The sequence below is a fragment of the Micromonospora sp. WMMD1219 genome (assembly GCF_049315215.1).
GTDB classification, from domain to species: domain Bacteria; phylum Actinomycetota; class Actinomycetes; order Mycobacteriales; family Micromonosporaceae; genus Micromonospora; species Micromonospora tulbaghiae.
On sequence record NZ_CP186057.1, the window covers coordinates 2,631,156 to 2,657,782 of the forward strand.

A 26,627-nucleotide genomic window follows, 5' to 3' on the forward strand; every position below is an offset into this window, starting at 1 on the left:
GGCTCAGGCGGCGCGCAGCAGCTCGGCGGCGCGCTCCGGGGCGATGTCGTTGATGAACACACCCATGCCGGACTCCGACCCGGCCAGGTACTTCAGCTTGTCCTTGGCCCGCCGGATGCTGAACAGCTGAAGGTGCAGGTGGCCCAGTTCCCGGTCGATCCGTACCGGCGCCTGGTGCCAGGCCGCGATGTACGGCATGGGCAGGTCGAACAGCCCGTCGAAGCGGCGCAGCAGATCCAGGTAGAGCGGCCCGAAGGCGTCCCGCTCGGCGTCGTCGAGCGCCGGGATGTCCGGCACCGGCCGGTGCGGCGCCACGTGCACCTCGAACGGCCAGCGGGCCGCCGCCGGGACGTACGCGGTCCAGTGCTCGTTGCTCGCCACCACCCGCTCCCCGGAGGCACGTTCGGTGGCCAGCACGTCGGCGTAGAGGTTGCCCCCGGTGCGGTCGGCGTACCGCCGGGCGGCGGCCAGCATGCTGCGGGTGCGCGGCGTGACGAACGGGTACGCGTAGATCTGCCCGTGCGGGTGGTGCAGCGTCACCCCGATCTCCACGCCCCGGTTCTCGAACGGGAAGACCTGCTCCACACCGGGCAGCGCGCTCAACGCGGTGGTGCGGTCGGCGAGCGCGTCCAGCACCGTCCGCACCCGGCGCGGGGAGAGCCGGGCGAACGAGGCGTTGTGGTCGTCGGTGAAGCAGACCACCTCGCACCTGCCGCGCCCGGGGCGTACCGGGGTGAACGGCGTGATCTCGGCCGGTTCGTCGGCCACCCGCTGGCTCAGCGAGGGGAACCGGTTCTCGAACACCACCACGTCGTAGTCGGGCGCCGGGATCTCGCTGTGCCGCTCACCCCGGGACGGGCACAGCGGGCACTGGTCGGCCGGGGGCAGGAACGTGCGGGTCTGCCGGTGCACCGCCACCGCCACCCACTCGTCGGTCAGCGGGTCGTACCGCAGCTGCGAGGCGGGCGGGGGAGGGGGCAGATCCCGCCGGTCCGGCTGGTCGCGGACCGCGTCGTCCCGCTCGTCGAAGTAGATCAGCTCGCGGCCGTCGGCCAGCGCGATCTGCGTACGCTTCACTCCGCCCCCCTCGTCGTGGGCACCGTCACCAGCTCGCCCACCCTGTCGTCGAGTACCCGTCGGGCCTCGGGTGCCAACCGGTCGTCGGTGACCAGCACGTCCGCCGCGTCCAGCGGCACGATCGACGAGATGCCGACGGTGCCCCACTTGGTGTGGTCGGCGAGCACCACAAGCCCGTCCGCCGCTGCCACGAGTGCCCGGTTCGTGTCCGCCTCCATCAGGTTGGGCGTGGTGAACCCGGCCCGTTCGCTGATCCCGTGCACGCCGAGGAAGAGCAGGTCCAGGTGCAGCGCGGCGATCGCGGCCACGGCGAGCGGGCCGACGAGCGCGTCCGACGGCGTGCGGACGCCGCCGGTGAGCACCACCGTCTGGTCCGGCCGGCCACCGACGTGCAGGGCCTCCGCCACCGGCAGCGAGTTGGTGACCACCGTCAGGCCGGGCACGTCCACCAGCCGCCGGGCCAGCTCGGCGGTGGTGGTGCCGGCGGAGAGCGCGATCGCGGCGCCGGGCCGGACCAGCCCCGCGGCGTAGTCGGCGATGGCGGCCTTCTCGGCGGACTGGCGGACGGACTTGGCGTGGAAGCCGGGCTCGTCGGTCGAGCCGGGGCCGGCGGGTGTCGCGCCCCCGTGCACCTTGGCGAGCAGGCCCTGCTCGTGCAGCGTGTCCAGGTCGCGCCGGATGGTCATGTCGGAGACGCCGAACTCGGCCGCCAGCTCGGTGACCCGGACGCCACCGGCGCGGCGCAGTCGTTCCAGGATGGCGGTCTGCCGCTGCCGCGCCAGCATCCCCGGCCCACCTCCGCGCCTCACCGACCACGCGGACACTCCACGCGGTCGAACGTGTTCCAACAAAGACGAACACTACCGCGCAGCGAGGGGTGATGCGAGGCCGCCGCCGTCCGGAAGCCGGACGACGGCGGTCGAGGTGCTCGCAGGCCGGGACGGGCCCGGCGGTGAGACGGTCAGGCGGGCTGGAGGCGGGGCTCCACCCAGCCGGTCTCGGTCAGGTGCTCCATCACCTTCCCGATGGCCTCCTCGACGCTCAGGTCCGAGGTGTCCACCACCAGGTCGGCGTCGGTGGGCTCCTCGTACGGGTCGTCGATGCCGGTCATCCCGGTGATCAGGCCGGCCCGGGCGCGGGCGTACAGGCCCTTGCGGTCGCGCTGCTCACAGACCGCCAGCGGCGTCGCCACGTGGACCAGCAGGAAGCCCGCCCCAGCCGTCTCGGCCATCTCCCGGGCGGTGGCGCGGGCCGCCGCGTACGGCGCGATCGGGCAGCAGATGCCGACGCCCCGGTGCCGGGCGATCTCGGCGGCCACCCAGCCGATCCGGCGCACGTTGAGATCCCGGTCGGCCTTGCTGAACCCCAGCCCGGCGGAGAGTTCCCGCCGCACCACGTCGCCGTCGAGCAGCGTGATCGTGCGGTCGCCCTGCTCGCGGAGCACGTCGGCCAGCCCGCGGGCGATCGTCGACTTGCCCGAGCCGGACAGGCCGGTCAGGAAGATCACCAGGCCCCGGTGCCGTCGCGGCGGGCGGGCCCGGGTCAGTTCCTTCGCCACCGCCGGCGGGGTGTGCCACTCGGGCAGCGGGAAACCGCGGTCCAGCAGGTCGTCGATCTCGCGCGTGCTCAGCGCCAGCCGCCGGTTGCGCGGCGGGATGTCCTCGCGCCAGCGCCACTGCCCGTCCCGGTTGTCGTAGGCCAGCTCGCGGGGCACCAGCACGCGCAGGCCGGCGCCGGAGAGCATGCCCTCGGTGGAGAGCAGGTGGGTCACCCCGTACGCGGCGGCGACCCGGGCCCGCAGCAGCGCGTCGCTGATCTCGTCGCGCCGCCGGGCCAGCGGCACCGCCACGAGCGTCGCCGGGGGCATCCGGTCGCGGGCGGCGAACACGCTGCGCACCAGCGACTCGGCCGGCAGGCCGCCGATCGACTCCTCGCCCACCGGGATCATCACCAGCAGGTGCGAGCCGAGCGTACGGGCCGCGTGCGCGATCTGCGCCAGCTGCGGCCGGTGCAGCGGGCGGTCGGCGAACACGCCGAGCACCCGGCCCGGCGGCAGCAGGCCGCGCACCTCGTCGGGGCCGCGCCGCAGCCGCTGGAACGGCCCGTGGCCGCCGTCGCCCAGTCGGCGCACCGCGCCGCCGACACCCACCATGCCCTCGCGGCCCGGCCAGACGTCGGTCACGTCCATCGCCGCCACCGGCGCGCCCTCACCGTCGGTGAGCACCACCGCACGGCGGGCCGGGTCGGCCGGGTCCAGCCCGTCGGCGAGCGCCGCCGGCACCTGGAGCGTCACCGGCACCGGCCACGGCGTGCCGTCGGCCAGCCGGCCGCGCCGGTTCAGCGAGGCCAGGTCGGCCCGGCTCATGAAACCGGTGAGCGGCGCGTACGCCCCGCTCAGCAACAACTGGAGATCGGCCAGTTCAGCGGGCCTGGGCGCGTACGACGGCGCATCCCGCAGAACGTCCTCGGGCAGCAGCCACCCGTTGCTCATCGAACCCCCAACTCACCGGCCGGCACACAGTTTCGCAGCCCACCGGCGATCGGTCGAGAGCGCCACCCGGCCTCCCGGTGATCGCGTGTCCGGCGACCGCGCCGAGGACGAACCGGGGTCACCGAATCCTTACCGGCGGGCGGCGGCCGGTCGATCCTGCGAACGGCTGCCGGCGCGCGCCGACCGGCCGAGCGCGCGGTCCCGTATCCGACGGACCGCGCGGCGGAGACGGGACCGCAGCCGGCGCGAGTCCTCCACCCGGGGCGCGCCACCGTCGGCCGCGCAGCGCACCACGAGCGGCAGGCGGGCGTCCAGCGCCCACCCGGCCTGGATCACCCGGGCCCGGACCTCCCAGGTGCCCCGGCTCACCAGCCGGTCCGCACCGTCGCTCATGTCGCCCCCGTCGAGTCGGCCGCACACGGTGGCAGCATCCCGGAGCGGTCGCCACCCCACCATCCCGTGCCCGCCACCTAGGGGCTGCGGCGACCGAGGATCAGGGGATCGCAGGGGTCGGGAAGGGCTCCGGGCCAGCGCCGGAGTTCTACGCTGAACGGCGTGACACTGCTCGCGACCGAGTCGCTGACCAAGACGTACGGAGGCCGGGTCACCGCGTTGGCCGACCTCACCGTGTCGGTCGAGCCGGGGATCATCGGGCTGGTGGGCGCGAACGGCGCCGGCAAGTCCACTCTGATCAAGATCCTGCTGGGTCTGCTCCCGCCGACCAGCGGCCGGGTACAGGTGCTCGGCCTCGACCCCACCACCGACCCGGCCGCGGTCCGCGCCCGGGTCGGCTACATGCCCGAGCACGACGCCCTCCCGCCCGACCTGTCCGCCGCCGAGCTGGTCACCCACCTGGGCCGGATCAGCGGGCTGCCGCGCACCGTCGCCCGGGAACGGGCCTCCGAGGCGCTGCGCCACGTCGGTCTGCACGAGGAGCGGCACCGGGCCGTCGGTGGTTACTCCACCGGCATGAAGCAGCGCGTCAAGCTCGCCCAGGCGCTCGTACACGATCCCGATCTGCTGCTGCTCGACGAGCCGACCAACGGCCTCGACCCGGCCGGCCGGGACGCCATGCTCGCGCTGATCCACCGGATCGGCACCGAGTTCGGCATCTCGGTGGTGGTCTGCTCGCACCTGCTCGGCGAGGTGGAGCGGATCTGCGACACGCTCGTCGCCATCGACGGCGGCCGGCTGCTGCGCGCCGACCGGGTGTCCGCCATGACCACCGCCACCGACGTGCTCGCCGTCGAGGTGAGCGAGGGCACCGAGGAACTGGCCGCCCGGCTCGCCGCGCTCGACCTGCCGGTGACCCGCGACGGGCGGCTGCTGCTCGTCCCGCTCGCCGACGACGCCACCTACGACCAGATCCTCGGCGCGGTCGCCGAGCTGGACCTGCCGCTGCACCGGCTGGACCAGCGGCGGCACCGGGTGGCCGAACTCTTCGCCGCGAGGGAGCCCAGCCATGTCTGACGCGACCGGGGTCATCCACGACATCGGCTACCAGCGCTACACCGGCCCGCGGCTCGGCCGCCGGCAGGTGTTCGGCGCGCTCTACCTGCACGGCGTGCGTACCGTCTTCGGGCTCGGCCGCAGCGCCAAGGCCAAGATCTTCCCCTGGCTGGTCGTCTCCGTGGTCACCGTGGTGGCCGCCGGGGTCACCGCGGTACGCAGCCAGATCGGCGAGGTGGTGATGACGTACGCCCAGTTCGCCGACGCGATGAGCTGGCTGGTCATCTTCTTCGCCGCGGTGGCCGCGCCCGAGCTGGTCTCCCGCGACCTGCGCAGCGGCGTGCTGCCGCTGTACTTCTCCCGGCCGCTGCCGCGCGGCGACTACGCGCTGTCCAAGCTGCTGGCGCTCGTCACCGCGCTGTGGCTGCTGCTCGGCGGCCCGCAGCTGGTGATGTTCCTCGGCGCCGCGTTCACCACGAAGCGGGGTATCGGCGGGGTGTGGGACGAGCTGCTCGACCTGCTGCCCGGCCTGCTCTACGCCGGGCTCTGGGCGGTGGTGTTCGCCTCGATCGCCCTGCTGGTCGCCTCGCTCACCGGCAAGCGCGCGTTCGCCGCCGGCGGCATCGTGGCGGTGTTCCTGATGACCACGCCGGTCGTGGGCGTGCTGTCCATCCTGCCCTCGCAGACGATCAACGAGCTGGCCTTCGTGGCCTCCCCGCCGACGCTCGTCGGCGGCGTGGGCAACTGGGCGCTCGGCGACCGGCTGACCCAGGGACGGGGCGGCATGCCGATCGGCGACTTCGGACCGGTCTACGCCGTGGCCGCCGTCCTGCTGGTCGCCGCCTGCGTCAGCCTGCTGCTCCTGCGATACCGGAAGGTGGCCGCCCGATGACGGCGATCAGCACCCAGTCGACGGCCGGCGCGCCCGCCGCCGCGACGAGCACGCTCGACCTGGCGGGCGTCTCCCGCTGGTACGGCAACGTGGTGGCGGTCAACGACGTCACCATGCGGCTCGGCCCCGGCGTGACCGGCCTGCTCGGTCCCAACGGCGCCGGGAAGACCACGCTGCTGCACATGATGGCGGGCTTCCTGTCCCCGTCCCGGGGCACCGTGACGCTGGACGGGGAGCCGACCTGGCGCAACCCCGCCGTCTACCGGCGACTCGGCCTGGTCAGCGAGCGCGAGGCGGTGCACACGTTCCTCAGCGCGTACGAGTTCGTGCTCGCCAGCGCGAAGCTGCACCGGCTGCCCGACCCGGAGGCCGCCGCCCGGCGGGCGATCGAGCTGGTCGAGATGGAGGACGCGCAGACCCGCCGCATCGGCACCTACTCCAAGGGCATGCGGCAGCGCACCCGCGTCGCCGCCGCGCTCGTGCACGACCCGCAGGTGCTGCTGCTCGACGAGCCGTTCAACGGGATGGACCCGCGCCAGCGGCTGCACATGATGGCGCTGCTGCACCGGCTCGGCGACGCGGGGCGGACCATCCTGTTCAGCTCGCACATCCTGGAGGAGGTCGAGCAGGTCTCCGGCACGGTCCAGGTGATGGTGGCGGGCCGGCTCGCCGCCTCCGGCGACTACCGGACCATCCGCCGCCTGATGACCAACCGGCCGCACGTGTTCGGAGTGCGCTCCACCGACGACCGGGCGCTGGCGGTGGCGCTGATGGCCGAGGTGTCGGTCTCCGGCGTCGAGCTGGACCGTACCGGCCTGACGGTCAAGGCCGGCGACTACGGCGCGTTCACCCGGGCACTGCCCCGGATCGCGCTCCGGCACGGCATCCGGGTCCGGCAGCTCCTGCCGGAGGACGAGTCGCTGGAGAGCGTCTTCTCGTATCTGGTGGAGGCATGATGTCGACAGTCACCTGGATCACCGCGCGCGGCCTGTTCGGCCGGAGCCGGTTCCTCATGCTCCTGCCGTTGCCGCTGGTCCTGATCGGCCTGGCGGTGCTCTGCCGGTCGCTCGGCGTCGACCCGGGCCAGTGGGGGCCGCCGGTGCTCGTCGGCCTCGGCCTCGCCGTGGTGCTGCCGGTCGTGGCGCTGATCGTGGGCACCGGCGTGCTCGGCGCGGAGATCGACGACGGCACCGTCGTGCACATCCTCACCAAGCCGCTGCCGCGCTGGCAGATCGTGCTGCCGAAGCTGGCGGTCGCGGCCGGCGTCACAGCGGTCACCGTCGGCGTCCCGATCTACGTCGCGGGCGTGCTCGCCGATTCGGTACGCCTCGGGCTCGCACTCGTCGCCGCCTCGGCGGCGGGCGCGCTCGCGTACTCGGCGCTGTTCCTGGCGCTCAGCCTGGTTACCCGGCGTCCGGTGCTGCTCGGCCTGGTCTACGTGCTGATCTGGGAGGGGCTGCTGGGCCGGTTCGTCGGCGGCACCCGGGTGCTGTCGATCCAGCAGTGGGTGATCGCCCTGGCCGACCGGATGGCGCCGACGCCGCTGCTCGGCACCACCGTCTCGGTGCCGGTCGCGGCGGTGCTCACCGCCCTGGTCGCGGTCGGGTTCACGGTGCTGGCGATCGACCGCCTGCGCTCGTTCAGCGTGGCCGGCGAGACGAGCTGAACCCGGGCCGGAGCCCGTTTTCCGGCGTTCGCGCCGGAAAACGGGCCCCGCCCCGCCGTGTCCGGTCTGCTAGTTTGCGGCGGCTACGAACACCGACACGGGGAGAACACATTGCGTTCAGCTCGACTCGCCCTGCTGGCTCCGGCCGCGGTGGCGATGATCGTCATGTCCGGCTGCGACGACGGGAAGGACGAGCCCTCGGCCGGGCCGACGGCACCCTCCGCCCCCGCCGCCACGTCCGTGCCGCCGGTGACCCCGGCGCCGGCGGGCCTCGACGACGCCACGCGGACGACCTGCGCGAAGGCGGAGAAGGACATCACGGCCGCCCTCAAGGAGGTGGCCGAGGCGGAGAAGATCGGCCCGCCGGCCGGCCACTCGGCGGTCAGCGCCCAGTACTCGGCCGGCGCGGCCACGCTCTACACGCACGCCTTCACCAGCAGCGACGAGGTCAACGGCGCGGTGAAGGGCGTCGCCACCGCCATGACCGACCTCGCCGACACCTGGGCCGAGGCGCCGGGCAAGGCGCCGAGCAAGGCGGATCTCACCGCCGCCCGGGCCAAGCTCAAGACCGCCTGCGCGGCGAGCTGAGGCACCTACCGTCTAGGGGCGGCCGGCGTCATGCCGGCCGCCCCTCGCACGGTCAGAACGCGCACGCGATGACCAGCTCGGTGGTGCGGTCGGGCAGCAGGTCCAGCTTCGCGATCCGGCCCGCCGCGCGCAGGTCGCCGGCGACCGTACCGAGCTGGTCGAGCACCGCCGCCGGTCCGAGCGCCTCGGCCAGCGGCACGTCCGCCTTCATCGACAGCTTCCGTTCCGACTTGGCGCGGCGCACCTGACCCAGCGCGTCCGCCGCCAGCCGCAGCAGCTCCGGGTCACCCGGCGCCTGCGTCGCGCGGCCCACCTCGTACGTGGTCGGCCATGGCGCGCGGTGCACCGACCCGTACCGCCACCACGACCAGACCTCCTCGGTGACGAACGGCAGCACCGGCGCGAACAGGCGCAACTGCACCGACAACGCGGTCGCCAGCGCCGCCCGGGCCGAGTCGGCCGCCGGCCCGGTGCCGTAGGCGCGCTCCTTCACCAACTCGATGTAGTCGTCGCAGAACCGCCAGAAGAACGCCTCGGTGGCCATCAGGGCGGCCGTGTGGTCGTACCCGTCGAAGGCGGTGGTCGCGGTCGCGACCACGCCGGACAGTTCGGCGAGCATCGCGGTGTCCAGCGGTTGGGTCGCCGCGGCCCGCAGCGCGTCGGCGGCGCCCAGCCCGAGCGCGAACCGCGACGCGTTGAGCAGCTTGGTGGCCAGCCGGCGGCCCACCTTGACCTGGGCCGGGTCGAAGGCGAGGTCCATGCCCGGCTTGCCGTTGGCGGCCCAGTAGCGGACCGCGTCGGACCCGTTGCGCTCCAGCAGCGCCATCGGCGTGACCACGTTGCCCTTGGACTTCGACATCTTCTTGCGGTCCGGGTCGAGGATCCAGCCGGAGAGCACCGCCGTGTGCCAGGGCAGCGCGCCGTGCTCCAGGTGGGACCGGGCCACAGTGGCGAACAGCCAGGTGCGGATGATGTCGTGCCCCTGCGGGCGCAGGTCCATCGGGAAGACCCGGGCGAACAGGTCCGGGTCGGTCTCCCAGCCGCCGACGATCTGCGGGGTCAGCGACGAGGTGGCCCAGGTGTCCAGCACGTCCGGGTCGGCGGTGAAACCGCCCGGCTCGCCGCGCTGCGACTCCTCGTACCCGGGCGGCGGCTCGCTCGTCGGATCGATCGGGAGCATCGCCTCGTCCGGTGTGAGAGGGTGGGACCAGTCCGGCTCGCCAACGTCGTCGAGCCGGTACCACACCGGCACCGGCACGCCGAAGAACCGCTGCCGGCTGACCAGCCAGTCACCGGTGAGACCGCCCACCCAGTGCTCGTACCGGTGCCGCATGTGCTCCGGCACCCAGCGCAGCTCCCGGCCCCGGGCCAGCAGTTCCTCGCGCAGGCCGGCGTCCCGGCCGCCGTTGCGCAGATACCACTGCCGGGTCGAGACGATCTCCAGCGGCCGGTCGCCGCGCTCGTAGAACTTCACCGGATGGGTGATCGGCCGCGGCTCGCCCACCAGGTCGCCCGCGTCCGCGAGCAGTTCCACGAGCGTCCGCCGGGCGCCGTTGACCGTCTGCCCGGCCAGCGCCGCGTAGGGCTCCGCCGGCACGCCGGCCGGCGGCTCCGGCAGCAGGCGCCCGTCCCGGCCGATCACCACGCGGGTGTCCAGCCGCAGCTCACGCCACCAGGTCACGTCGTTCAGGTCACCGAACGTGCAGACCATCGCGATGCCCGTGCCCTTGGCCGGGTCCGCCAGCGGGTGCGCGCGCACCGGCACCTCGACCCCGAAGACGGGGGTACGCGCAGCGGCGCCGACCAGGTCCGCGTACCGCTCGTCGTCCGGGTGGCAGACGAGCGCCACGCAGGCCGGCAGCAGCTCCGGCCGGGTGGTGTCGATCAACACCTCGCGGCCGTCGGGGCCGGTGAACCGCAGCCGGTGGTACGCGCCCGGCCGCTCCCGGTCCTCCAGCTCCGCCTGCGCGACGGCGGTGCCGTACCCGACGTCCCACAGCGTCGGCGCCTCGGCCTGGTACGCCTCGCCCCGGGCCAGGTTGCGCAGGAACGCGCGCTGGCTGGCCGCGCGGGCCGCCGACCCGATCGTGGTGTACGTCAGCGACCAGTCCACGGACAGTCCGAGCCGCCGCCACAGCGCCTCGAACGCCTTCTCGTCCTCCACCGTCAGCAGTTCGCACAGCTCGATGAAGTTGCGCCGGGAGATCGCCGTCGGGTTCTTCCGGGCCGCGTCGTCCACCGGTGCGGCGGGCGGGCGCCAGTCCTTGTCGTACGGCAGCGCCGGGTCGGGACGCACGCCGTAGACGTTCTGCACCCGGCGTTCGGTGGGCAGCCCGTTGTCGTCCCAGCCCATCGGGTAGAAGACGGTCCGCCCGCGCATCCGCTGGAACCGGGCCACCGTGTCGGTGTGCGTGTACGAGAAGACGTGTCCCATGTGCAGCTCGCCCGACACGGTGGGCGGGGGAGTGTCGATCGCGTATACGTCCGACCGCTCCTTGGTGCGGTCGAACGCGTACGTGCCGTCGGACTGCCAGCGGCGGGCCCAGGTCTCCTCGAGGCCGTCCAGGCTCGGACGCTCGGGGACGCCGCCGCGGGCGCTCCTCGTCGTGTCGGTCATCAGCCGATGGTAGGCAGCCCGCCCGCCCCACTCCACGACTTTCCCCACCCCGCCCGTCCCCGCCCTCTGTCCCTGTCGATCTTGCACTTGCTGCCCCGGCGTAAGCCGCTTGTCGGGCATCCCGTGGACACCAAGTGCAAGATCGGCGGGGGTCGAACGGGCTAGAGGAGGGAATCGCGCCACTGGCGGTGCAGGGCGGCGTAGCGGCCGTCGGCGGCGATCAGCTCGGCCGGTGGTCCGTCCTCCACGATCCGGCCGTCGTCGAGCACCAGCACCCGGTCGGCGGTCTCCACCGTGGAGAGCCGGTGGGCGATCACCAGCGCGGTGCGGTCCCGCAGCACGTTGTGCAGGGCACGCTGCACCAGCCGTTCGGTCGGCACGTCGAGCGACGAGGTCGCCTCGTCGAGGATCAGCACCCGGGGGTCGGCGAGGAACGCGCGGGCGAACGCGACGAGCTGCCGCTGCCCGGCGGAGAGCCGGCCGCCGCGCCGGTGCACGTCGGTGGCGTACCCGTCGGGCAACGCGGCGATGAAGTCGTGCGCGCCGATCGCCCGCGCGGCCGCGACCACCGCCTCGTCGTCGGCGTCCGGCCGGCCGAATCTGATGTTGTCCGCCACGGAACCGCTGAACAAGTGGGTCTCCTGGGTCACCAGCACCACCGCCCGGCGCAGCTCGGCGTCGGCCAGGTCGCGCAGGTCCACCCCGTCCAACCGGACCGCGCCCGCATCCGGGTCGTGGAAGCGGGCCACCAGCTTCGCGACAGTGGACTTCCCGGCGCCGGTCGGCCCGATCAGCGCCACGGTCTGCCCGGGCGGCACGGTCAGGTCCAGGCCGGACAGGATCGGCGTCCGGCGGCGGTAGCCGAAGTCGACGGCGCGGAACGTGACCGCCCCGCGCGGCGGCCCGGCGGGCAGCGGCACCGGCCGGGCCGGTTCGGCCACCGCCGGGCGCTCGTCCAGCACCCCGGCCAGCTTCTCCAGCGCGGCGGTCGCCGACTGGAGCGAGTTGTAGAACTGGCTCAGCTCCTCCATCGGCTCGAAGAACCGGCGCAGGTAGAGCAGGAACGCGGCGAGCACACCCACCTCCACGCCGCCGCCCAGCACCCGCCAGCCGCCGTACCCGAGCACCACAGCCGCGGTCAGGTTGCCGATCAGCCGGATGCCCGGCGAGTAGATCGCGATCAGCCGGAACGCGCGCAGGCTGGAACGCCGGTAGTCGTCGTTCACCGCGCCGAAGATGTGGTCGTTGCGGTCCTCCCGCCGGTACGCCTGCACGGCCCGGATGCCGCGCAGCGACTCGACGAAGTGCACGATGACCAGCGCCACCGCCTCCCGGGTGCGCCGGTACGCCCCGGCCGACGCGCGGGCGAACCAGCGCGACAGCACGAACAGGAACGGGAACGCGAGCAGCGTCACCGCCGCCAGCGGCAGGTCCAGCCAGAGCAGGATGCCCGCCACGGACAGCACCGACAGCCCGGCCATCACCAGCTTGTCGATGCCGCCGTCGACCAGCTCGGCGATCGACTCCAGGTCACTGGTCAGCCGGGACACCATCCGGCCGGACGTGTAGCGCTCGTGGAACCCGACGTCGAGGCGGAGGAAGTGCCCGTACACGCGGCGGCGCAGGTCGAGCAGGACGGCCTGGCCGATCCGGGCGGCGAGGGTGAGGAACGCGCGCCGGGCCGCGTACTCCACGGCGGTCGCGACCACGAACGCGGCGGCGACAGCGATCAGCGGGCCGGGATCACCGGCCCGCAGCGGCCCGATGCCCCGGTCGATGCCGAGCATGACCAGGTACGGCCCGGACATCGCGGCGGCGTTCTGGGCCAGCAGCAACGCCACCGCCAGCCCGAGCGCACGCCGGTGCGGGCGCAGCAGCCGTCGCAGCAGGACCCGGCTGCGCGCACGCAGCCGGGTCACCGCCGCCGGGGACGAGTCCTCGGCGCGGCTGCGGTCGGCGTCCGGGTCGGTGGCCCGCCCCCGCCAGCGCGACAGGTCCGCGTCCGGAGCGGTGCCGCCCGGCCCGGTCGTCGGGTGACCGTCCGGGTCGGTCGTCGCGCGGCCGGCCGGTGCGTCCGGGTCGCCGCGGTTGCGCGCGCCGGCCGTCCCGTTGCCGTTCGGCGCGTCGCGGGGCCGGGGCACCCGCGGCGCGCGGCCGGTCACGAGCGCACCAGGCCGACGCCGTCGCTCCGTCGCTCCGGCTCGGCGGACAGCACCGCCCGGTAAGCGGGTACGCGGGCCAGCAGCTCCGAGTGGGTGCCGACGGCGACGATCCGGCCGTCGTCGAGCAACGCCACCCGGTCCGCCAGCGCCACTGTCGAGGGGCGGTGCGCCACCAGCAGGGTGGTGGTGGCGGTGTCCCGCAGCACCCGGCGCAGGGCCGCCTCGACGAGTGCCTCGGTGTGCACGTCCAGCGCGGAGAGCGGGTCGTCGAGCACCAGCACCGCGGGCCGGCCGAGCACCGCACGCGCCAGCGCGAGGCGCTGCCGCTGCCCGCCGGACAGCGACAGCCCCTGCTCGCCGACCCGGGTGGCGAGCCCCCACGGCAGTTCGTACGCGAACTCCGCCTGGGCCAGCGTCAGCGCGGCCCGGACCTCGTCCTCGCTCGCGTCCGGACGGCCCAGGGTGAGGTTCTCCCAGACCGACATGGAGAACAGCGTCGGCTCCTCGAACGCCACGGCGACCATTCGGCGCAACGACTCCAGCCGCAGGTCACGCACGTCGTGCCCGTCGATCGTGACCCGGCCGCGCGTCACCTCGTGCAGCCGGGGGACGAGCGACAGCAGCGTGCTCTTGCCGCAGCCGGTGGCGCCGACCAGCGCCATCGTCTCGCCCGGCTCGACGGTCAGGTCCAGGTCGCGCAGCACCGGCGCGGAGGTGCCGGGGTAGCGGAAGCTGACCCCCTCAAAGCGGAGCCGGCCGCGTACCTCGCCCCGGTCGAGCGGCCGGGCGTGCGGTGCGTCCACGATGGTCGGCGGCGTGTCCAGGACCTCCTGGATCCGGTCGGCGGCGGTCGCGGCCTCCTGGCCGTTGGCGATGATCCAGCCCAGCGACTGCACCGGCCAGATCAGCATGAGCTGGAGACTGACGAACGCGACCAGCTCACCGATGGACAGCGCGCCCTCGGCGACCGCTGCCGCGCCGGCCACCAGGACCGCGCCGAGCGTCAGGTTGGGCACCAGGTCGAACATCGCGGAGGTGCGGGCCAGCAGCCGGGCCTTGCCGATCCCGGTGTCGTGCAGCCGGCGCGCGCCGACGGCGAACCGGGCCGCCAGTTCCGGCCCGCGCCCGTACGCCCGCATGGTGCGCAACCCCAGCGCCGTCTCCTCGACCAGCGTGGCGACATCGCCCTGCTGGTCCTGCATCCGGCGCGACGCCGCGTGGTAGTGGCGCGCGAAGCGGCGGCTGATCAGGAACAGCGGTACGGCGCTCGCCGCGACCAGCAGCCCCAGCCACAGGTGCAGCCGGATCAGCAGCGCCACCACCGCCGCGTAGGTGACCAGGTTGAGCACCAGGAACAGCAGCCCGAAGGAGAGGAACCGCCGGATCACCGAGAGGTCGCTGGTGATCCGGGACAGCAACTGGCCGGACTGCCAGCGGTCGTGGAAGCCGGCCGGAAGCCGTTGCAGGTGGGCGTAGATGTCGGCGCGGATGGCGGCCTCCATCCCGACCGAGGACGACGACTGCGTCCAGCGGCGGATGAAGATGAGGACCGCCTCGGCCACGCCGAGCAGCAGCGCCAGGGTGCCGAGCCGCAGCAGCCCGGCCTCGTCGTGCCGGGCCACCGGCCCGTCGACGACCCGCTGCACCACGAGCGGAACGGCCAGGCTCGCAGCGGTGGCGGCCAGCGCCGCGACCAGCAGCCAGGCGAACTCCATCGCGTACGGGCGCAGGTAGGGCCGCAGCCGCCAGAGGTTGCGCAGCGGCTGGGACCGGGCGCCGGTATGCGCCGCGGAGTTGCCGTCGCTGGACGCGGGCACTACCCGACGGTAGCGGCCGGGGGTGACACTCCGGCTGTCAGCTAGCCGTCACCCGTCCCTCATGCCCGAGAAGCCACTTCTTCACGTCCAGCCCCCAGCGGTAGCCGCCGAGCGAACCGTCGGTGCGCAGCACCCGGTGGCAGGGCACGAACAGCGCGGCGGCGTTGCGCGCGCAGGCCGCCGCGGCGGCCCGGATCGCGGCCGGCCGCCCGGCCAGCGCGGCGAACCCGGTGTAGGTGACCGGGTCGCCGGGCTTCACGTCGCGCAGCACCTGCCAGGCGTGCGTCAGGAATGCGCCGCCCGTGTGCTGCTCCACGGCGACCGCGTCGATCGCGGTGAGGTCACCGTCCAGATAGGCCCGGACGGCGGCGGTCACCGGACCGAGGTCGGCCCGCTCGCGCAGTTCGCCGCGCAGGCTCGGGTGGATCAACGGCATCAGGACGGCCGGGTCGGCGGTGAACCCCGCCGCGCGTACCGCCCCGGTCGGGCCGGCGAGCACGCTCAGCGGGCCGGCGGGGGTGTCGATGACGGTGCTGTCCACAGTGCTCATGCTGCTCTCCAGAGTCGGATGGTCGCGTACGACCGCCAGGGGCGCCAGCGGTCGGCGTACGCGGACAGGGTCTTCGGGTCGTCGGACAGGCCGAGCGCTGCTGCGCCGCGGCGTACGCCCAGGTCGGTGGTGAGCGCGACATCGGGGTCGCCGAGTGCGCGCATGGCCAGGTAGCCGGTGGTCCACGGGCCGACGCCGGGCACCGCGGCCAGGAGCCGGACCGTCTCCTCCCGGTCGCCTCCGGGTTCCAGGTCCAGCTCGCCGTCGGCGACCGCGCGGGCCAGCGCGCGGAGCGTCTCCCGGCGTGCCGCCGGCATCCGGAACGCCGTGTCCGGCGCCGCGAGCACCTCCGCCGGACCGGGGAACGCCACCAGGCCGTCCGCCGGGTCGTCGGCGCCCGCCCCGCTCGCAGTCCGGGTGGCGGAGAGCAGGCGGGTGAGCGTGGTCCGCGCCGAAGCCAGCGAGACCTGCTGGGTGGTGACGGCGCGGACGGCCAGCTCGAAACCGTCGACCGCGTGCGGCAGCCGGACGCCGGGTTCGGCCGCGACGGCCGGGGCCAGCGCCGGGTCGGCGGCCAGTGTGGCGTCCACCGCGACCGGGTCGGCGTCCAGGTCGAGCAGGCGGCGGCAGCGGGCCACCGCGGGAGCCAGGTCACGCATGTCGGCCAGCCGCAGCGTGGCGTCGATGTGGCCGTCGGCGGGGGTCAGCGCGACAGTGGCGGGACCGTGCGGCAGGCGCAGCCCTCGGTGGTAGGTGCCGTCGCGGACCACCTCGACGCCGGGCAGCGCGCGCAGCGCGAGGAAGTCCAGCAGCGCGCCCGCGTGCAGCGGCGGCCGGTGTGCCAGCCGCAGCGAGAGCGTGCCCGCCCCGGTGGTCGCCGCCGGGCCACGCCGGCCGGCCCGCAGCTCGGACGGGGTGCCGCCGTAGACCTCGCGGACCGTGTCGTTGAACTGCCGGACGCTGCCGAACCCGGCGGCGAAGGCCACCTCGGCCAGGCCGAGGCCGGTGGTCTCGATCAGGATCCGGGCGGTCTGCGCGCGCTGGGCGCGGGCCAGCGCCAGCGGGCCGGCGCCCAGCTCGGCCCGGAGCATCCGGTGCAGGTGCCGCTCGGTGTAGCCCAGCCGGGTGGCCAGGCCGGGCACCCCGTCCCGGTCCACCACGCCGTCGGCGATCAGCCGCATGGCGCGGCCGACCAGGTCGGCCCGGACGTCCCACTGGGGCGAGCCGGGCGCCGCGTCCGGCCGGCACCGGCGGCACGCCCGCAGCCCGGCCCCTTGCGCGGCGGCGGCGGACGGGAAGAACCGGACGTTCTGCCGCTTCGGCGTCATCGCCGGACAGGACGGCCGGCAGTAGATCCCGGTCGACGTCACACCGGTGTAGAACCAGCCGTCGAACCGCGGGTCGCGGCTGTCGACGGCTCGGTAGCAGCGCTCGAAGTCCAGCTCCATGCCACGATCCTGCCTCGCAGCTCCCGGGCCCGGCTGGCGGGATTCGGACATGACGTGCGGCAGTCGCGCCAGCTCGGGGAAGTGGCGGTGTCCCGCGCCCCGGGACACCGCCACTCCGCCGAGATGGCGTGGATCATGGCCGACGGACCCGAGAAAGTGTCGTAAGTGGTCGGTAGCGTCCCGCCACCAACTCAAGAAGAGGTGCGGGGCATGGCGAGCGTGGCCGGGCGGGGTGTCCGCTGATGCGATCGGGGCGAGCACCGTTGGACGCCGCGGTGGTGGAGGGCTTCTACGAGCGGATGCGGGTGGTGGCGTCGGCCGCGTACGGCGCCATCGAGCGCGACCGGGCCGGTGACCCCGGTCGCCCCTTCGCGGACACCGCCTGCGGGCGGCTGGCCGGCTCCCTCGACCCGGACGGGCTGCGCGCGCTCGGCATGTGGGCGCATCACTGGTGCATGCGCTTCTACGACGACGACACCCGGGTCGGCCTGCGGCTGGTCCGCGAGATCGCCGCCCGTTCCGGCCTGGGCTGGACCGCCGACGAGGTGCGGTGGCTGCTCGACCGGTCGTACGCGGCCGGGCCCGCCGCCGCGCACCGGTTCACGCTGCCGCTCGCGGCCGCGGCGCAGCTACCGGCCGGTGTGCTGCCCGAGGGCGTCGCCGCCGAGGCGTGGCCGGACGACTGGCGTCGGCTGCGGGCCGGCTGACCGCGCCGCCACCAGGCCGCCGTCGGACCGCCTGCCCGAAGGCCGGTCGGCGCTGCCGTCGGGCCGCCTGCCCGGAGATTGGCTGACGCCGCCGCCCTGCCGCCTGCCCGCGGGCCGGCCGACGCCGCCGCCCGGTCACTTGCGTGAAGGCCGGCCGGTGCCGCCGGGCTGTCCGCGTCGCCGCCCGGGCGCGGGCGTGGCGACCGGTCGGGCATCTGGGCGAGCACCATCGCCGCCACGGCCACCGCGAAACCGGTGAGCTGGACCGGGTCCAGCGCCTCGCCGAGCACCATCCAGCCGAGCGCCGCCGCGGTGAGCGGGCTCAACGCGCCGAGCACCGACACGCGGGACACCGGCAGTCGCGCCGCGCCGCGGAACCACAGCACGTACGCCAGCGCGGTGCCGGCCAGCCCGAGCCACGCGTACCCGAGAAGGGCCGGCCCGTCGGGCACGGGCGGCGCGCCCTCGACGGCGGCGGCGACCGGCACGATCATCAGGCCGCCGGCGACGAGCTGCCAGCTCGTGGCCGCGAGGACGCCCACTCCGGGCGGCCGGCCCCAGCGGCGGGTGAGCACCAGCCCGGCGGCCATCGCCACGGCGCCGGCCAGTCCGGCGGCGACGCCGAGCGGGTCGAGGCCGGCGCCCGGGCGCAGCACCACGAGGGCGACGCCGAGCGGGGCGGCCGCGGCGGCGACCAGCGCCGGCCGGGTCGGGCGGTCGCGGAGCAGCGCGACTGTCAGCACCGCCACCAGCAGGGGCTGCGCGGCGCCGAGGACGGCGGCGGTGCCGCCGGGAAGCCGGTACGCGGCGAGGAACAGCAGCGGGAAGAACACCCCGATGTTCAGCGCGCCGAGCACTGCGGCCCGCCCCCACCAGAGTCCGTGTGGTCGTCGGCGGGTCAGCGCGAGCAGCAGCAGACCGGCCGGGAGAGCGCGGATCGCCCCGGCCCAGAGCGGCCGGTCCGGGGGAAGGAGTTCGGCGGTGACCAGGTAGGTGGTGCCCCAGGTGACGGGTGCGGCGGCGGTGAGCGCGACGTCGGTCCAGCGGCGGTTCATAACGGCCTCTCCTCAGCCCTAAGTATCTTAGGGCTGAGCTAATCAGCCCCGAGCGAAAAGGGGAAGTGGGACGTGCGGCACAATCGGCAGCCGTGACAGGCGACGAGGTGGACGCGATCGTCGAGCAGTGGCGGCGGGAACGACCAGGTATGCGGCCCGAGCCGATGGCCGTGTTCGGCCGCATCTACCGGCTGGCCCGGCTGGTCGGCGACGGCCAGGAGAAGGTGTACGCGGGCTGGGGCATCGGCCGGGGCGAGTTCGACGTGCTGGCGGCGCTGCGGCGCTCCGGCTCGCCGTACACGCTGGCGCCGAAGGCGCTCGCCGCCTCGCTGATGCTCACCTCCGGCGGCATGACCGGGCGGCTCGACCGTCTGGAACGGGCCGGCCTGGTGCGGCGCTCGCCGGACCCGGCCGACCGGCGGGCGCTGCGGGTCACCCTCACCGACACCGGTCGGCGGGTGGTGGAGGAGTCGGCCGAGGCCGGGCTCGCGGTGCAGCGCCGGATCCTCGACGCGCTGCCGCCCGCCGACCGGGACCGGCTGGCCGATCTGCTGCGCGCGCTGCTCGCCGCGGCCGAGGCCGGGCCCGCGGATCCGGCACAATGATCGGCGCCGCCACCGCCCGGAAGGAAAACCGTGCCCGCCACCGAACCGACGATCGTCGCCACCAGCATGGGTTTCGCCAGCCGTCGCCGTGGCCCCTGGGACGCGCGGCCCAGCGCCCTGTTCGATCTGGCGGCCGAACTGGCCGGGGCCGGTGACGCGCCCCGCATCTGCTACCTCGGCCAGGCCACCGGCGACCAGCCGACCGGGTTCACCGTCTTCTACGGCGCGTTCGCCGGCACCCGGTTCCGCGCCTCCCACCTGGCGCTCTACCCGATGCCCAACGTCGAGGACATCCGCGCGCACCTGCTCGCGCAGGACATCGTCTGGGTCGGCGGCGGCAGCGTGGCGAACCTCTGCGCGGTCTGGCGGGTGCACGGCCTGCCGGAGATCCTGCACGAGTGCTGGCAGGCCGGAGTGGTGCTCGGCGGGGTCTCCGCCGGCTCGATCTGCTGGCACACCGGCGGCGCCACCGACAGCTACGGCCCGACGCTGCGGCCCTTCACCGAAGGGCTGGGCTGGCTGCCGTACGGCAACGGCGTGCACTACGACAGCGAGGAGCAGCGCCGCCCGCTGATGCACCGGCTGGTCGCCGACGGCACGCTGCCCGCGAGCCACTGCACCGACGACGGCGTGGGGCTGATCTACCGGGGCACCCGGCTGGCCGAGGCGGTGGCTGACCGGCCCGGCGTGGCCGCGTACGAGCTGGTCCGCGCCGAGGACGGCACGGTCCGGGAGACCCGGATCGAGCCGCGCCTGCTGTCCGTCGGGTCGGAGTGACCGGCTTCGCGGACCTGCCTGCCCGGCGTGAGCGGCGAACCGCGTAAGCTGGTTCGTCGTGAGTCTCACCATCGGCATCGTCGGCCTGCCCAACGTGGGCAAGAGCACCCTGTTCAACGCGCTGACCAAGAACGACGTGCTCGCCGCGAACTACCCGTTCGCCACCATCGAGCCGAACGTCGGCGTGGTCGGGCTGCCCGACGAGCGGCTGGCCAAGCTGGCCGAGATCTTCTCCTCGCAGAAGGTGCTGCCGGCGCCGGTCTCGTTCGTCGACATCGCCGGCCTGGTCCGGGGCGCCTCCAAGGGGCAGGGCCGGGGCAACGCGTTCCTCGCCAACATCCGCGACGCCTCGGCGATCTGCCAGGTGGTGCGCGCCTTCTCCGACCCGAACGTGGTGCACGTCGACGGCAAGGTCTCCCCGGCCGACGACATCGAGACGATCAACACCGAGCTGATCCTGGCCGACATCCAGACGCTGGAGAAGGCGCTGCCCCGGCTGGAGAAGGAGGCCAAGCTCCGCAAGGACCGGGCCGCCGCGGTCGAGGCCGCCAAGAAGGCGGTCGAGGTCCTCGACAACGGCGTGACCCTGTACGCGGGCGCCGCCGCCGCGAAGGTCGAGCTGGAACACCTGCGTGAGCTGCACCTGCTCACCACCAAGCCGTTCCTCTACGTGTTCAACGTCGACGAGGCGGAGCTGGGCAACGAGGAGTTCCTCGACGAGCTGCGCGGCCTGGTCGCGCCCGCCGAGGCGATCTTCATGGACGCCAAGATCGAGTCCGAGCTGGTCGACCTGCCCGAGGACGAGGCCCGCGAGCTGCTGGAGTCGATCGGGCAGTCCGAGCCGGGCCTGGACCAGCTCGTCCGGGTGGGCTTCCGGACGCTCGGGCTCCAGACGTACCTGACGGCCGGGCCCAAGGAGGCGCGGGCCTGGACCATCCCGGTCGGCGCGACCGCGCCGGAGGCCGCCGGGGTGATCCACAGCGACTTCCAGCGCGGCTTCATCAAGGCCGAGGTGGTCTCCTACGCCGACCTGGTCGAGGCCGGTTCGATGGCGGCGGCCAAGGCCGCCGGCAAGGTCCGGATCGAGGGCAAGGAGTACGTCATGCAGGACGGCGACGTGGTGGAGTTCCGCTTCAACGTCTGAATCCGGCCCGTTTCCGCAGGTCAGCGGTTTGGTGCCTCGCCCTGGGGCACACCGGGGGCACAACCCCACGCTTCATCGACCGCCCGGCGGGTGCGCTCCTCCGAGTCCGGCATCAGGTGACCGTACGTCGACAGGACCAACGTCGCGTTCTCGTGCCCTAGCCTCTCCGCCACGGTGATGACCGACTCACCCTGCATCAGCAGGACCGAGGCGTAGTGGTGACGCAGGTCGTGGGTCGTGATGCTCTCCGGCAGGCCCGCTTTCCGCACGGCCGCGCCGAAGATGAGCGAGCCGTAGTAGTCGTGCCGGTAGGGGCCGGCGAAGCGGGTCGTGAACAGGGTGCCGTCATCAGCCGGCGGGAACTGCGCCATATGCGCCCGCAGCGCGTCGGCGACGACCTGGGGCAGCGGCACGATCCGGCGCGAGCGCGGTGTCTTGGGGACCGTCCGCACCTTGGACTGTGGCGCGAACTGCCACTCAATCCGCACCAGGCGCGCGGCGAAGTCGACATCCTGCACCCGCAGCGCGAGCAGCTCGCCGAGACGCAGGCCCAACCCGGCCTGGGTGAGGACCATGGCGCGGTTGCGGGCGGGGATCGCGTCAGCGAGCGCGCGAACCTGGTCAACGGTGAGCGGCACGACGCGTTCCCGGTGGGTTGACGGCAGGCTGACCCGGACCACAGGCGAGCGGCCGACGAGCCGATCCAGCACGGCCGCCGCGTAGACCGAGCGGAGCAGCCCGACGAGGTTGCGCAGAGTCGACGGCGACAGCACCTTGCCACGGTCTGCCGCCCACGCCTGGACCTCGGAGGGCACGACGGCCGCCAGGCGGCGAGAGCCGAGCGGAGTCGCGGCAATGTGCGTCTCGATCAAGCTGGAGACACGCCGGGCAGTGGTGGGACGGTGAGCGCGGCCGGCAGCCCACCGCCGGGCGTACTCGACGACGGTCGTCTTGTCGGACGGGTCGACGTACTGCCCGCGCACGATGTCGGCTTCGACCTGGGCGAGGAAGCGATCGGCGTCGGCCTTGCGCGTGAAGGAGCGCTTGCGCTGGCGGCGGGCGTCGTCGCGCCACCGGGCCAGGTAGGTGACCTTGCCGTCACGTGTCCGCTTCTCCACGCTGCCCATGTCAGGCCGCCTGCCCCGACAGCCAGGACCGCACGTCGGCCGGGTCGTAGCGCAGGTGTCGGCCGACCTTGAACGCCCGGGGACCGGTGCGCCGGTAGCGCCACTGGTAAAGCGTGCCGACAGGCACCCGCAGGAACGCCGACACCTCCTCGATCGACCACAGTTCGGTCGCTGCTTCACGGGTTGCCAATGCTGTCTCCTCCTGTCGTCAGCTATGCGGCCGACGCGATACCGGCCGGGGTGGTGCCGAGTTCGTGGGCGAGTTCTTCGCGGCCGGTGGTTCGTCGCTCGCGGGCGAGGGCGGCGGCGGTGTTGGCGAGCAGGGCATCACCTGAGGTGTGCCAGCCGACTCCGGCGAAGGTGAGACTGCCGACGATGAGCGTGGTGTCCTCGTCGACCTGCTCGACGGGTGGGCCGCTGGCGGCGGGGTGTTCGTGGTCCTGGTGCTCGTGGCGCCGGTACTGGACGCGGGTGTCGCGCAGGAGTTGGAAGGTGACGGAGTAGCGGCGGGCTTTGGTGAGGAAGTGGCCGCCGTAGCCGAGCATGTGCGCCCACCGCCGTAGGCGGGTGTACGGGTTGCCGCTGGCCGGTTTTGACGGTTCAGCGTCAAGGGCAGCTTGACGCTGGGCGACGCAGACGGGGCAGGCCCGGTAGCGAGTGTGGGTGCCGCAGTCGGGGCACTCCCAGCGCTCGATGAAACCGGGACGTGGACGGCGTTCCCGTGGCCGTCCGGACAGTGGGACCGGGGCGTTGGTGGGTCGGCCAATGCGCCAGCAGGCGTCGATGAGGCGGGCGGTGTGGTCGCCGTCGGGGTCGGCGAAGTCGCCGATGGTGTCGGCGGTCAGGCGGGTGGAGGTGTGCCCCGTGGCCTCGGTGCTCTTGGTGGCGTACTTGGCAAGGTATCCGGCGACGAGGCTGTCCGTGACCTCTCCGGTGCCGTCGGTGGCGATTGGTTCCAGGTCTAGCTGTTCGCCCCAGGCAATCGGCCAGCCGTCGGGCCGGTCAGGGTGAGGCGGGGTGTGGAAGGCGATCTGCCGGGCGGCGTGGCGCAGCGCGTCTACAAGGTCGTCGACGGTGAACCCGGCCGGCGGGGGCACGACGTTGTCGGGGTCCAGGCCGTCGACGCCGTCGAGGCGGGCGATGGCGTGGAAGTGCACCGCTCCCCGTGCTTGCAGTTCGGCGACCTTCCCGGGCGACAGCCTCACCGGGGCGACTTTGCGGGTCTTGCCGGAGGCGGTGACCAGCTCGACGCGGGGGATGCCGCGGCGTTGGGCGAGTTTGGCGAGCCAGCGTTCGGCGGCTTGTTTGGTGCGGTGCCAGAGTTCGCCGGAGAAGATGTTCCAGACGACCTGGTGGTCGTGGTCGTAGCAGTCCAGGCACAGCGGATGCCCGAGCACCGCATCACCCGTCTCATGGCGCGCCCAGCAGACGGCGGGTCGGCCGTGCGCGCAGAGTCCGGTGTCGCGGCGGGCGTGGCAGGGTTCGGCGCGGCAGTCGCAGCGGCGTCGGTTGCGGCAGGTGTGCCGCTTCACCTTCCGGGCGTGAACGGTGCCGAACGACGGCGCGGTGAAGGTGGCGAACACCGCCGGATGCGATGCCACCGATTCGGGGACGCCTTTGCCGCCGACCAGGCCCGCGCGCAGGAGTTGGAAGGCATCCCGCTGGTAGGTCTGCGCGCAGGTAGGGCAGACCGTGGCGCGGCGGTTGCCGCACGCCTTGTAGATGGCGGCGTCGGGCATGGCGTCGGTGTGCCGCTGGTCGAGGATGCGGCCGGTGCCGGGTTCGACGGTGTAGAGGCTGCCGGCGAGGCGGATGGGTCGGGTGCAGCCAGCAGCGGCGCGGACGTGGTCGAGCCAGCCGAAGTAGTCGGGTCGGGTGGCGCGTTGGAACGCGGAACCGGCGGCGGTGTAGGCGTAGACGGGGGTGGTGGTGTCGGCGTTCGAGCCCACACCCCGGGCCAGAGCGGTCCGGGGTGTGAGGTCCAGCGTCGACGCCATCAGGCGGCCACCTCGGGCCGGTTGGTGATGGAGTGCTGCGTGACGATGGTCCGGCAGGCCCCGCACTGGCGGGCGGCCGGTTCGTGCCGGTGACACGCGATGGTGATGGTCACCCGGCCGCAGCGGATGGTGACCGGGGTCCGGCAAGGGCCGCCGGGGATGACGTGGATGACCGTGCGTCGGGTGTCGTAGGGGTGCGGCTCGTCCGGGTAGGCGGGGCAGGTGTGGGTGACCTGCTCGATGTCGACGACGTGAATGGTCATCGGGCACCACCGGCCACGGGGGTGCCGTTGACGGCGGTGGTGTGGCCGCCGAGGGTGTGCAGCAGTTCCCGGGCGATGTCCGGGGTGACGGTGAGCAGTCCGGCGAGTTCGTCGATGGTGATGGGGCGGCCGGTGCTCTGTTCGTGGCGGCCGATGACGAAGCGGGCGGTGGGGATGAGGTGCGCGGGCACCTCGGGTCGGGTTATCGGCACCGGGTTGACGGGTGCCTCGACGACGGCCGGGACTGCCGGCGGGGTGTCGACGGCTGGCGGGGTGTCGATGGTCGGCAGCTCGTCGACGAGCTGGTCGGCAGCGTCGTTGGTGTCGGTGTTGTCGGTGGTGGTTTTGACGGGGGCGAGGACGAGTTTGACCAGAGCCATGAATGCCAGAGCGGGGACGGCGGACAGGAGCCAGCCGGAGGGGCCGACTTGGCCGACGGCGACGCCGAGCTGCGCGGCGAGGGAGAAGCCGGCGAAGGCGATCAGGAGGACCAGGGGGTAGCCGATCGGGCCGCCGTGGCGCTTACGACGGCGGATGACGAGCAGGCAGGCGACCGGGACGAGTTCGGAGATGACGGCGTTGGCCCAGCCGAACCAGCCGGAGGTGCCTTCCGGGCTGTTGGCCATGGTCCAGTCGTGGACGTGGGTGAAGGAAGCCGCCCCGGCGGCGAGGCCGACGAAAATGACGATGAGGACCAGGACGCCGCCTTCGAGGCGGGCGGGCCAGGCAGCGGTCGGGTTAGTGGTGGGCATGGGGGGTCACCTCCGGTGCCGGGATGCTGTCGAGGGGGATGAGGTCGACCACGCCGGAGCAGTGGGCGCACATGATCGGGGCCAGGCCCCGGGCGGCGAGCTGGTTGCGGAAGCAGGGCAGGCAGGTGAAGTCGGCGGGGAAGAGGCCGTCGCCTTCGCAGAGGGCGCAACGGCCGAGGCAGACGGGGCAGGGCGTGTAGACGGGGCCGAGGATGTCGTGGACGCCAGCGGGCGAGTTGCCCTCGATGCACCACAGGCACGGGTCGGACAGGTTGAAGGTCATCGGTCGCCTCCGTGGCAGTCGAGGCAGCAGCCGTAGCGGCGGGGGATGTAGTAGGGCTTGGTCTGGCCGCAGTGGCGGCAGGTGCGGCGAGCCCGCAGGGCTTTGGCGATAGCGGCCCGCTGGGCCGGGGTCGCGACCCGTTTGGGGGCGGCGAGGTCGAGGCGGTAGAGGTAGGCGACGCGCTTACCGCGACGCCACAGGATCTGCGCGACGGCGTGATGTCCTCCGGGGCGGAGGCCGGCGGCGCGGAGTTGTCGGCGGGTGGCCAGGCCGTCGGGGGCGAGCCGGTAGGGGTAGGTGGGGAATTCGTCGGCGGGGTTGGCCGGGTCGTAGGTGTAGGTGGTCATGACTGGCCTCCCCAGCGCTGCTGGGCGGCCTGCTTGGAGATGCCGAGGCGCTGGCCGATTTCGGCCCAGGAGTAGCCGAAGGCCCGCAGGCCGACGACGGCTTCGCCGATGGCGTCGTCGAGGTTGGCCGACAGTGCGACGAGGTCGCGGAGGGCTTCGACGTCACCGGCGGCGACGCGGCGGCCGTGGGCGCGGATGATGCGGCGGGCGAACGCGGCGAACGCGGCGTTCTCGACGACGTCGCGCCGCTTGCGGCGGGAGGGGGTGCGTGTCAAGGACGCCTTGACGGTGAACATCAGTTCTCGCCTCCCTGGTTGTGGAGGCGGTCCCACTCGTCGGCAGCCGCGTCGAGGGCGGTGATGACCTGCTCGGCGGTGCGGGCGGGGTCGTCGTTCCAGGAGTAGGGGGAGGTGTGCTCGTCGAGCAGGTAGCCGTCTTCGTCGATGTGGAAGACCGGGGCGTGGTCGTCGAGGTAGTCGACGAACGCGGCCATGGCCGCGAGGTAGTCGGCGAGCGCGCTCGGGTCGAGCTGGGAGAAGTGCTCGACGCGGTGTCCGGCGGTGGCGATGCCGATGGCCCCGGCGGCGCAGGCCGGCGGGGTGAGGATGTCGGTGGCGGGTGCGTAGTAGGTGCCCTGGTGCCAGCCGTGCCGGCGCAGGTAGAGGGCAGCGCACCGGAGCAGGTCAGCGGGTGTGACCCGGACTCCGGTGGCAGGGTTTTGGGTAGCCTTCATGGCAGCCACGTCCTTTCGGGGCTGTTGGTGGAGGTCGGCAGGACCAGCACTGCTGCCAGGCGATGTCCTGGTCCTGTCGG

Annotated in this window: 27 protein-coding genes and 1 pseudogene; 9 read left to right on the forward strand and 19 right to left on the reverse strand. The window is 73.7% G+C overall.

Going from position 1 to position 26,627, the window contains the following annotated elements; translation table 11 throughout:
- Positions 1-3: 3 nt before the first annotated feature.
- The 4 genes from galT to ACN27C_RS12670 form a co-directional block, all read right to left on the reverse strand.
- Positions 4-1,077, reverse strand: a complete 1,074-nt coding sequence (galT, locus tag ACN27C_RS12655) for a galactose-1-phosphate uridylyltransferase (protein ID WP_120573190.1) — start codon at positions 1,075-1,077, stop codon at positions 4-6.
- Entirely contained in the window at positions 1,074-1,862 is a 789-nt protein-coding gene (locus ACN27C_RS12660; RefSeq protein WP_121686227.1) for a DeoR/GlpR family DNA-binding transcription regulator, read from the reverse strand. The genes galT and ACN27C_RS12660 overlap by 4 nt, the downstream gene beginning before the upstream one ends.
- 176 nt (positions 1,863-2,038) lie before the next feature.
- The gene (gene cysC / locus ACN27C_RS12665; protein ID WP_120573192.1) at positions 2,039-3,568 is read right to left on the reverse strand and encodes an adenylyl-sulfate kinase; all 1,530 of its coding nucleotides are present in this window, start codon (positions 3,566-3,568) and stop codon (positions 2,039-2,041) included.
- A gap of 129 nt (positions 3,569-3,697) precedes the next feature.
- A complete protein-coding gene (locus tag ACN27C_RS12670) occupies positions 3,698-3,961 on the reverse strand; it encodes a hypothetical protein (RefSeq protein WP_121686228.1) in 264 nt (87 codons plus the stop codon).
- Positions 3,962-4,123: 162 nt separating this feature from the next.
- Here ACN27C_RS12670 and ACN27C_RS12675 point away from each other — a divergent pair, with 162 nt between their 5' ends.
- The 5 genes from ACN27C_RS12675 (at position 4,124) to ACN27C_RS12695 (ending at position 8,163) form a co-directional block, all read left to right on the forward strand.
- Positions 4,124-5,038: an ABC transporter ATP-binding protein gene (locus tag ACN27C_RS12675; RefSeq protein ID WP_091426126.1), complete on the forward strand. Its 915-nt coding sequence runs from the start codon at positions 4,124-4,126 to the stop codon at positions 5,036-5,038.
- On the forward strand, positions 5,031-5,909 hold the full coding sequence (locus ACN27C_RS12680) for an ABC transporter permease (RefSeq protein WP_121686229.1): 879 nt from the start codon (positions 5,031-5,033) through the stop codon (positions 5,907-5,909). Before ACN27C_RS12675 ends, ACN27C_RS12680 begins: the two co-directional genes overlap by 8 nt.
- Positions 5,906-6,865 (forward strand): ABC transporter ATP-binding protein, encoded by a 960-nt coding sequence (locus ACN27C_RS12685; protein ID WP_422751205.1) that lies wholly within the window; start codon positions 5,906-5,908, stop codon positions 6,863-6,865. Before ACN27C_RS12680 ends, ACN27C_RS12685 begins: the two co-directional genes overlap by 4 nt.
- A complete protein-coding gene (locus ACN27C_RS12690) occupies positions 6,865-7,575 on the forward strand; it encodes an ABC transporter permease subunit (RefSeq protein WP_013288490.1) in 711 nt (236 codons plus the stop codon). The genes ACN27C_RS12685 and ACN27C_RS12690 overlap by 1 nt, the downstream gene beginning before the upstream one ends.
- A 150-nt stretch (positions 7,576-7,725) precedes the next feature.
- Positions 7,726-8,163, forward strand: coding sequence for a hypothetical protein (locus ACN27C_RS12695; RefSeq protein ID WP_358192262.1), 438 nt, complete (start codon positions 7,726-7,728; stop codon positions 8,161-8,163).
- A 52-nt stretch (positions 8,164-8,215) separates the two neighbouring features.
- Here the strand turns inward: ACN27C_RS12695 and valS are convergent, their stop codons facing one another.
- The 5 genes from valS to ACN27C_RS12720 form a co-directional block, all read right to left on the reverse strand.
- A complete protein-coding gene (valS, locus tag ACN27C_RS12700; protein WP_422751206.1) occupies positions 8,216-10,780 on the reverse strand; it encodes a valine--tRNA ligase in 2,565 nt (854 codons plus the stop codon).
- Positions 10,781-10,941: 161 nt separating this feature from the next.
- The gene (locus ACN27C_RS12705; protein WP_422751619.1) at positions 10,942-12,921 is read right to left on the reverse strand and encodes an ABC transporter transmembrane domain-containing protein; all 1,980 of its coding nucleotides are present in this window, start codon (positions 12,919-12,921) and stop codon (positions 10,942-10,944) included.
- A 17-nt stretch (positions 12,922-12,938) separates the two neighbouring features.
- Entirely contained in the window at positions 12,939-14,759 is a 1,821-nt protein-coding gene (locus ACN27C_RS12710) for an ABC transporter ATP-binding protein (protein ID WP_422751207.1), read from the reverse strand.
- A 37-nt stretch (positions 14,760-14,796) separates the two neighbouring features.
- Complete coding sequence (locus ACN27C_RS12715) at positions 14,797-15,309, reverse strand: methylated-DNA--[protein]-cysteine S-methyltransferase (protein ID WP_120573199.1); 513 nt, start codon at positions 15,307-15,309, stop codon at positions 14,797-14,799.
- The gene (locus tag ACN27C_RS12720; protein WP_120573200.1) at positions 15,306-16,757 is read right to left on the reverse strand and encodes an AlkA N-terminal domain-containing protein; all 1,452 of its coding nucleotides are present in this window, start codon (positions 16,755-16,757) and stop codon (positions 15,306-15,308) included. Before ACN27C_RS12720 ends, ACN27C_RS12715 begins: the two co-directional genes overlap by 4 nt.
- A gap of 242 nt (positions 16,758-16,999) precedes the next feature.
- Between ACN27C_RS12720 and ACN27C_RS12725 the strand changes: the two genes are divergently transcribed.
- Positions 17,000-17,464 carry a hypothetical protein gene (locus ACN27C_RS12725; RefSeq protein ID WP_233586042.1) on the forward strand — a complete coding sequence of 155 codons (465 nt, stop codon included), beginning with the start codon at positions 17,000-17,002 and terminating at the stop codon, positions 17,462-17,464.
- A gap of 233 nt (positions 17,465-17,697) precedes the next feature.
- Here the strand turns inward: ACN27C_RS12725 and ACN27C_RS12730 are convergent.
- Positions 17,698-18,519: pseudogene (locus tag ACN27C_RS12730) on the reverse strand (EamA family transporter); the annotation flags it as partial.
- 92 nt (positions 18,520-18,611) lie between these two features.
- Between ACN27C_RS12730 and ACN27C_RS12735 the strand changes: the two are divergent.
- The 3 genes from ACN27C_RS12735 to ychF are packed head-to-tail and all read left to right on the forward strand — an operon-like array spanning position 18,612 to position 21,045.
- Positions 18,612-19,124, forward strand: coding sequence for a MarR family winged helix-turn-helix transcriptional regulator (locus ACN27C_RS12735; protein WP_364775893.1), 513 nt, complete (start codon positions 18,612-18,614; stop codon positions 19,122-19,124).
- A 30-nt stretch (positions 19,125-19,154) separates the two neighbouring features.
- Positions 19,155-19,901, forward strand: a complete 747-nt coding sequence (locus tag ACN27C_RS12740) for a Type 1 glutamine amidotransferase-like domain-containing protein (protein ID WP_422751208.1) — start codon at positions 19,155-19,157, stop codon at positions 19,899-19,901.
- Between the two features lie 58 nt (positions 19,902-19,959).
- Positions 19,960-21,045 (forward strand): redox-regulated ATPase YchF, encoded by a 1,086-nt coding sequence (ychF, locus tag ACN27C_RS12745; protein ID WP_422751209.1) that lies wholly within the window; start codon positions 19,960-19,962, stop codon positions 21,043-21,045.
- Positions 21,046-21,065: 20 nt separating this feature from the next.
- Here ychF and ACN27C_RS12750 read toward each other — a convergent pair whose 3' ends face one another.
- The 9 genes from ACN27C_RS12750 to ACN27C_RS12790 are packed head-to-tail and all read right to left on the reverse strand — an operon-like array spanning position 21,066 to position 26,547.
- Positions 21,066-22,172 carry a tyrosine-type recombinase/integrase gene (locus tag ACN27C_RS12750; RefSeq protein WP_030501476.1) on the reverse strand — a complete coding sequence of 369 codons (1,107 nt, stop codon included), beginning with the start codon at positions 22,170-22,172 and terminating at the stop codon, positions 21,066-21,068.
- A gap of 1 nt (position 22,173) precedes the next feature.
- Positions 22,174-22,362, reverse strand: a complete 189-nt coding sequence (locus ACN27C_RS12755; RefSeq protein ID WP_013288478.1) for a helix-turn-helix transcriptional regulator — start codon at positions 22,360-22,362, stop codon at positions 22,174-22,176.
- Between the two features lie 22 nt (positions 22,363-22,384).
- Positions 22,385-24,169, reverse strand: coding sequence for a replication initiator (locus ACN27C_RS12760; protein ID WP_422751210.1), 1,785 nt, complete (start codon positions 24,167-24,169; stop codon positions 22,385-22,387).
- Entirely contained in the window at positions 24,169-24,432 is a 264-nt protein-coding gene (locus tag ACN27C_RS12765) for a hypothetical protein (protein WP_422751211.1), read from the reverse strand. Before ACN27C_RS12765 ends, ACN27C_RS12760 begins: the two co-directional genes overlap by 1 nt.
- Entirely contained in the window at positions 24,429-25,184 is a 756-nt protein-coding gene (locus tag ACN27C_RS12770) for a hypothetical protein (protein WP_422751212.1), read from the reverse strand. Before ACN27C_RS12770 ends, ACN27C_RS12765 begins: the two co-directional genes overlap by 4 nt.
- The gene (locus ACN27C_RS12775) at positions 25,171-25,467 is read right to left on the reverse strand and encodes a hypothetical protein (RefSeq protein ID WP_422751213.1); all 297 of its coding nucleotides are present in this window, start codon (positions 25,465-25,467) and stop codon (positions 25,171-25,173) included. The genes ACN27C_RS12770 and ACN27C_RS12775 overlap by 14 nt, the downstream gene beginning before the upstream one ends.
- Positions 25,464-25,814, reverse strand: a complete 351-nt coding sequence (locus ACN27C_RS12780; RefSeq protein WP_013288473.1) for an RRQRL motif-containing zinc-binding protein — start codon at positions 25,812-25,814, stop codon at positions 25,464-25,466. The genes ACN27C_RS12775 and ACN27C_RS12780 overlap by 4 nt, the downstream gene beginning before the upstream one ends.
- On the reverse strand, positions 25,811-26,110 hold the full coding sequence (locus ACN27C_RS12785) for a hypothetical protein (protein ID WP_422751214.1): 300 nt from the start codon (positions 26,108-26,110) through the stop codon (positions 25,811-25,813). The genes ACN27C_RS12780 and ACN27C_RS12785 overlap by 4 nt, the downstream gene beginning before the upstream one ends.
- Positions 26,110-26,547 (reverse strand): DUF6197 family protein, encoded by a 438-nt coding sequence (locus tag ACN27C_RS12790; RefSeq protein WP_422751215.1) that lies wholly within the window; start codon positions 26,545-26,547, stop codon positions 26,110-26,112. The genes ACN27C_RS12785 and ACN27C_RS12790 overlap by 1 nt, the downstream gene beginning before the upstream one ends.
- Positions 26,548-26,627 lie beyond the last annotated feature (80 nt).